1 protein-coding gene, 1 tRNA gene and 1 pseudogene are annotated in these 5,740 nt (G+C 66.7%); all 3 read left to right on the top strand.

What is annotated here, in order from left to right; all coding sequences use genetic code 11:
• Positions 1 to 297: 297 nt before the first annotated feature.
• The 3 genes and pseudogenes from AC3A5K_RS16960 to dinB all read left to right on the top strand — a co-directional run bounded on the left by AC3A5K_RS16960 (position 298) and on the right by dinB (position 5,440).
• Positions 298 to 355: transfer RNA gene (locus tag AC3A5K_RS16960), tRNA-Met, on the top strand.
• A gap of 856 nt (positions 356 to 1,211) precedes the next feature.
• Positions 1,212 to 3,918 (top strand): annotated as a pseudogene (locus AC3A5K_RS16955) (bifunctional acetate--CoA ligase family protein/GNAT family N-acetyltransferase).
• A 454-nt stretch (positions 3,919 to 4,372) separates the two neighbouring features.
• Positions 4,373 to 5,440, top strand: a complete 1,068-nt coding sequence (gene dinB / locus AC3A5K_RS16950) for a DNA polymerase IV (protein WP_487618735.1) — start codon at positions 4,373 to 4,375, stop codon at positions 5,438 to 5,440.
• Positions 5,441 to 5,740 lie beyond the last annotated feature (300 nt).

The raw sequence follows: 5,740 nt of genomic DNA, 5'->3' as shown, positions 1-5,740 counted from the left end.
CGTGGCAGAGGCTCTGTTGCTGCGTGTCGGCTCGCTGTTGAAAAGCTTGGATCACGCTTAAGGCCGGGGCTAAAACCTGCTGGCTTGAGAGATTCGGCAGAGTCGTGTCTTCCTCTTTAAAATGACTTGGAGGCGTGGTGGCCCCTTCATGTCGGAGCGGATACCGGCTTGCAAGAAAACTTCAGCGGCTCTGAATCACGGGGTTTCGTGTCGGCAGCGACTTCCAATTGCCGCCAATCACGCGCCCTCCGATCCTCGAATGCGCCTGAATTGGGTGCGATTGCTGGACGGGCCTATAGCTCAATGGTTAGAGCAGAGGACTCATAATCCTTTGGTTCCAGGTTCGAGTGCTATCTCGAAGCTCGCATGACGATCCTTGCTTGGATGCGAGAAAGCATCTGGAAGCGGTAATCGTTGCGTCTGACCTTGAGCGACGGCGACGCAGTTGCTCATTTTTTCCAGCAAGCTGTCGTTTGGATCGGCTCCTGTAGCTCCGAGAAAAGGCTCTGCTCAACTCGAAGTGCGCGATCTTGCGTATTACCAACCCGACAGCGACGACTGGGGGCTGGCTGTGCGAAGGGCAGCAGCGCGTAGCGCAGGTAAGAGCGTGCGTCGACATTTCCATGCGGATGGCTCCACCTTGCGGTTCGTCCAGTAGACGTTCCGGTTTGCCTGATCACTCTTTCGCGCACTCGTATGCCATACGGCGTACGGGTTTCAGCATTCGTCGCTATCGAAGAAAAGTTCGCCCGGTCTGTGTCTCAGCGGCGTTATGGACCTGAGGCGGATCAAGGGTCCGCTGCAGGAAGTCGGGCATTGGGAGATAGAAGTGCTCCCGAGGGACGGTCGGATGCCACAAGCGGGCCGTGGCATGAAATCGCCTTGAATTGTCACGCCCCCCGCCGATCGAGCGCCGATGGCAGGCATTTGAAAGGCCTATCAGCACTGCTGAACTGTCGAGATGTCGATTCTTGAATTCGGGCACGTGTGTGGCGCTCGACGCCACACAGCGGCCTGACTGACAGCGTGCCCTACGGACGATCCCGCGTGCGTCTCGTCTGGAGCCATGATCTGACAGGGCAGCCACTGACCAAAACCTCCATCGGGGAATGCAACCGGAAACTGCCTCACGGATGCAGTGATCCGGGCGCGGAATCGGGGTCGTGTATCGTCCCGGGGTTCCCGTCCGTCGAGCGTTGCCGCGTTATCCGATGAGCATCTACGCACTCGAGTCCGTATTCCGTCCTGCATCCGTGGCGGTCGTCGGCGCCAGTCCGCGCCCGCGGTCCCTGGGGCGTCTCGTGCTCCAGCAACTGCGCGAGGGTGGGTTCGAAGGGCGAATCGGTCTCGTCAATCCGCGCTATCCGCGGATCGATGGCGTCGCCGCGGTGGCGAGTCTCGCGGCGCTGCCCTTCGTGCCCGAACTGGTGATCATCGCCGCGCCGCCGCGCGATGTGGCGCATGTGGCACGAGCCGCGGCCGAGCGCGGGGCAAAGGCTGCGATCGTACTGACCCGCGACATGGGGGATGGACCGGGCTCGCACAACGCTGCGCTCGCCGAGGTCGCACGCCAGTTCGGTCTTCGGATCGTCGGGCCGAACTGCCTGGGCGTGATCGCGCCGCACGCCCGCCTGTTCGCGAGTTTTGCCGGCCATGTGCCGCTGGCGGGCGATCTGGCATTGATCTCGCAGTCGGGCGCCGTGGCGGCCGGCATGATCGAATGGAGCCGCGCCCGCGGTATCGGATTCTCTGCAGTCGCCTCACTGGGGCGATGCGCTTGATGTCGATTTCGCAGATCTTCTCGACTATTTCGCGACCGATCGCCACACGCGATCGATCCTGCTTTATGTCGAGCGCGTCCGCGATGCACGCAAGTTCCTCAGCGCCGCGCGGGCCGCGGCTCGCGCCAAACCGGTGGTCGTGGTGAAGCCCGGTCGCCACGGGCGTGTGGTCGAGTCCGCGGCCACCCATGCCGCCGCGCTCGCGAGCTCCGACGCCGTCTACGATGCGGCGTTCCGGCGCGCCGGCCTGTTGCGCGTGCATGCGCTCGACGAACTGTTCGCCGCGGCCGAGACGCTGTCGCACCTGCAGATGCCGCAGGGCGACCGGCTGGCCGTCATGACCAACGGCATCGGGATCGGCAAGCTGGCGCTCGATCGCCTGATGGACATGGGCGGCGCGCGCGCCGAACTGTCGGACGAAACAATCGGGACGCTCGATGCGGCACTGCCGGCCGGATGGTCGCGGCGCAATGCGGTCGACATGCTGGGAGACGCCGACGGCGCGCGCTATGCGGCAACGCTGGATGCCCTGCTGCAGGACCGGGGCAATGATGCGGTGCTGGCGATGCATGTACCCACCGTGCTGTCGGCCCCCCAGGACACGGCGGATGCCGTCGTCGCCACGCTGCAGGCGCGGCGCCGGGATCCGGTACGCAAACCCGTGCTCGCGGTGTGGATCGGTGACGACGCGCCTGCGCGGCAGACACTCGGCGATGCCGGCGTGCCCGCGTTCGCCAGCGAGGCCGACGCGATCCGCGGCTTCATGTATCTGGTGCGGCATCGCGAGGCGCAGCGCGCCCTGATGGAAACGCCACCCAGCCTGCCCGACGATTTCGTGGTCGATGTGGACGGCGCACGACAGGTGGTCGAATCCGCACTCGCGGCCGGGCAGTCCTGGCTCGATCCGCCTTCGATCGCACGGCTCTTCGAGGCCTATGGCATCCCGCTGGCGCAGACGATCGCCTGCGCCACGCCCGATGCGGCCGTCGAAGCCGCCGGGCGATTGATCTCGGCTGGCGGCACGGTCGCGGTCAAGGTCTGGTCGGCGGACATCCCGCACAAGTCCGATGTCGATGGTGTGCGCCTCGGATTGTCGACGCCCGATGCCGTGCGCGCTGCGGCGACCGAGCTCGTCGAGCGGGCACAGCGTCTGCGTCCGCAGGCGCGTATCGAAGGCGTCACCGTGCATCCGATGATCGTGCGGCCGAAGGCGCGCGAACTGATCGCCGGTATCGCAGACGATCCGACGTTCGGGCCGGTGGTCGTATTCGGACGTGGCGGCACCGCTGTCGAGGTCATCGACGACAAGGCGCTCGCGCTCCCGCCGCTGGACCTGCGGCTTGCCCATGAACTCATCGGGCGCACGCGGGTCTCGCGCATCCTCAAGGCGTATCGCGACGTGCCCGCGGCAGACGAGCGCGCGATCGCGCTGGTGCTGGTGAAGCTGGCGCAGATGGCGGCCGACATTCCCGAACTGGGCGCGGTGGACGTCAACCCGCTGCTGGCGGATCGCGAAGGCGTGATCGCGCTGGATGCGCGGGTCGGCATCGCGCCGGTGAGGCGCCTGCATCGCGGCCGCGGCCACCCGCGTTTCGCGATCTTTCCCTATCCCAGCGAGTGGGAACGCACGATCACCCTGGCCGGCGGCGCCCAGGCGTTCGTGCGACCGGTACGGCCGGAGGACGACGGCATGTTCCGCCGCTTCTTCGACAAGGTCAGCAGCGAGGATCTGCGCCTGCGGTTCTTCAGCGCCGTGCGCCACTTCAGCCACGAATTCATCGCACGGCTCACCCAGCTCGACTACGCCCGTTCGATCGCGCTGGCGGCGATCGATCCGGACAGCGGCGAGATGCTCGGCGCGGTGCGACTGCTGGCCGACGCCAATTACGCCACCGGCGAGTACGGCATCATGGTCCGCTCGGATCTCAAGGGCGCCGGCCTCGGCTGGCACCTGATGCGGATCATGATCGAGTACGCCGCCTGGCAGGGCCTGCACACCGTCGAAGGCCAGGTGCTGCGCGAGAACACCACCATGCTCGCGATGTGCCGCCAGCTCGGCTTCCGGATCGAGGCTGATCCCGATGACAGCACCGTCGCCATCGTGCGGCTGTCCGTGCGCCAGGCCGTGCAGGCCTGACCGTCAGGCGCGGCGGACGGCATTGGTCCGGGCGCCAGATGCCGTGGGTTGACCGGGCCGGCCCGCGTGGCACTCGGCCTGCAACGTGCTGCGCGCCGAACCGCTTGTCCGAGGCAACGATCGCTGCAAACGCCGGGAGCGGATCTGCGGCGCAGGTGAGACGCGGTTACGCAGCCGTGACCGCGTGGTCGCGGTGAAACGGCGGCCGGGCGCGCGACGGGGGCGTCGCTCTTCGCAGTGGGGCGATGCAGACCTCTGCCGGGGCTTGTCGGGCGCAGCGTGCGTATGAACGAGTCGGGCGCCGGTGCACTCGCATCGCGTGCGCGACTGGCTGCGTCGCAGCCACGAGCGTTGCCGGCCTTGCCTCGCCGATCATGAACACCCGGACGATGCACCTGCCCGCATCGTCGATCCGGTCGCCTGGTCTGCGACGCGCCCGGCGATAATCACACCGGTGCGCAAGATCCTCCACATCGACATGGACGCGTTCTACGCGTCGGTCGAGCAACGCGACGACCCCGCGCTGCGCGGCCGGCCGGTGGTCGTTGCCTGGCGCGGCGCGCGGTCGGTGGTCTGCGCTGCGTCCTACGAGGCGCGGCCCTTCGGTGTGCGGTCGGCGATGCCCGCGGTCACGGCCGAGCGCCTGTGCCCGGACGCGATCTTCGTGCCCCCCGATTTCGCGCGCTACAAGGCCGTGTCGCGGCAGGTGCGCGAGATCTTCCTGCAGCACACCGATCTGGTGCAGCCGCTGTCGCTCGACGAGGCCTACCTCGACGTCACGGCGCCCAAGATCCCGTCGCCCAGCGCAACCGCCACTGCCGAAGCCATCCGCGCGCAGATCCGCGAGGTCACCCAGCTCACGGCGTCGGCCGGCGTCGCGCCGAACAAGTTCCTGGCCAAGATCGCCTCGGACTGGCGCAAGCCAGACGGCGTGTTCGTCGTCAAACCCGCGCAGGTAGATGCCTTTCTGCTGCCGCTCAAGGTCGGCAAGATTCCCGGCGTCGGCAAGGTCATGGAACAGAAGCTTGCAGCGCTTGGCGTACAGACCGTCGGCGACCTGCGTGGCCTTGCGCGCGAAGAACTCGAGCTGCGGTTCGGCACCTTCGGCGCGCGTCTCTACCAGCGTGCGCGCGGCATCGACGACCGGCCGGTCGAGCCGGACCAGCCGGTGCAGTCGATCTCCTCCGAGGACACGTTCGAGACCGACCTGCCGCTGGAAGACCTCGCGCCGATGATCGAGCGGTTGGCCGAGAAGACGTGGCTCGCGACCCGCAAGACCGAGCGCGTCGGGCGGACCGTCGTGTTGAAACTCAAGACGTCGCAGTTCCGCATCCTCACCCGCAGTTTCACGCCGGATGCGCCGCCGTCGTCGCAGGCCGAACTGACCCGCATCGCCCTCGCGCTGCGTGCGCGTGTGGCGCTGCCGGGGTCGACGCGCTATCGACTGGTGGGGGTCGGGATCGGGGGATTTCGCGAGCGTGAGGAATTGCCGATGCAGGCGGGCTTGTTCGGCGGGGAGTAGGGGTATGGGTGTCGTGGTTGCTGCTGTTGGCCCTGTGTGCCTCGCATGCTGCTTGAGCCCGCGGCGATTGATTCCAGCTTCCTTAGTCGCAGTCCCCGTTTATAGCGCTAGCGCCGCTCTTGTGGATGTCGCGCGTCCATCTTGCGTTTCGCTTTGTTCCGCTTCGCTCTTCTTTGCTGTTGCTTTCGCTTTGCTTCTGCTTTGGCTTCGCGCGTTTGATCTTTCGAGCCGTAAAGCGAGCCGAGCATCGCAGGGCGACGGGGCCGAAGAGCAGCCCATGTCTGAGCGCAGCGAGTTTGG

It is taken from the genome of Luteimonas sp. Soil_C_5 (genome assembly GCF_057656615.1).
This window is presented reverse-complemented; position numbering and strand designations above follow the sequence as displayed.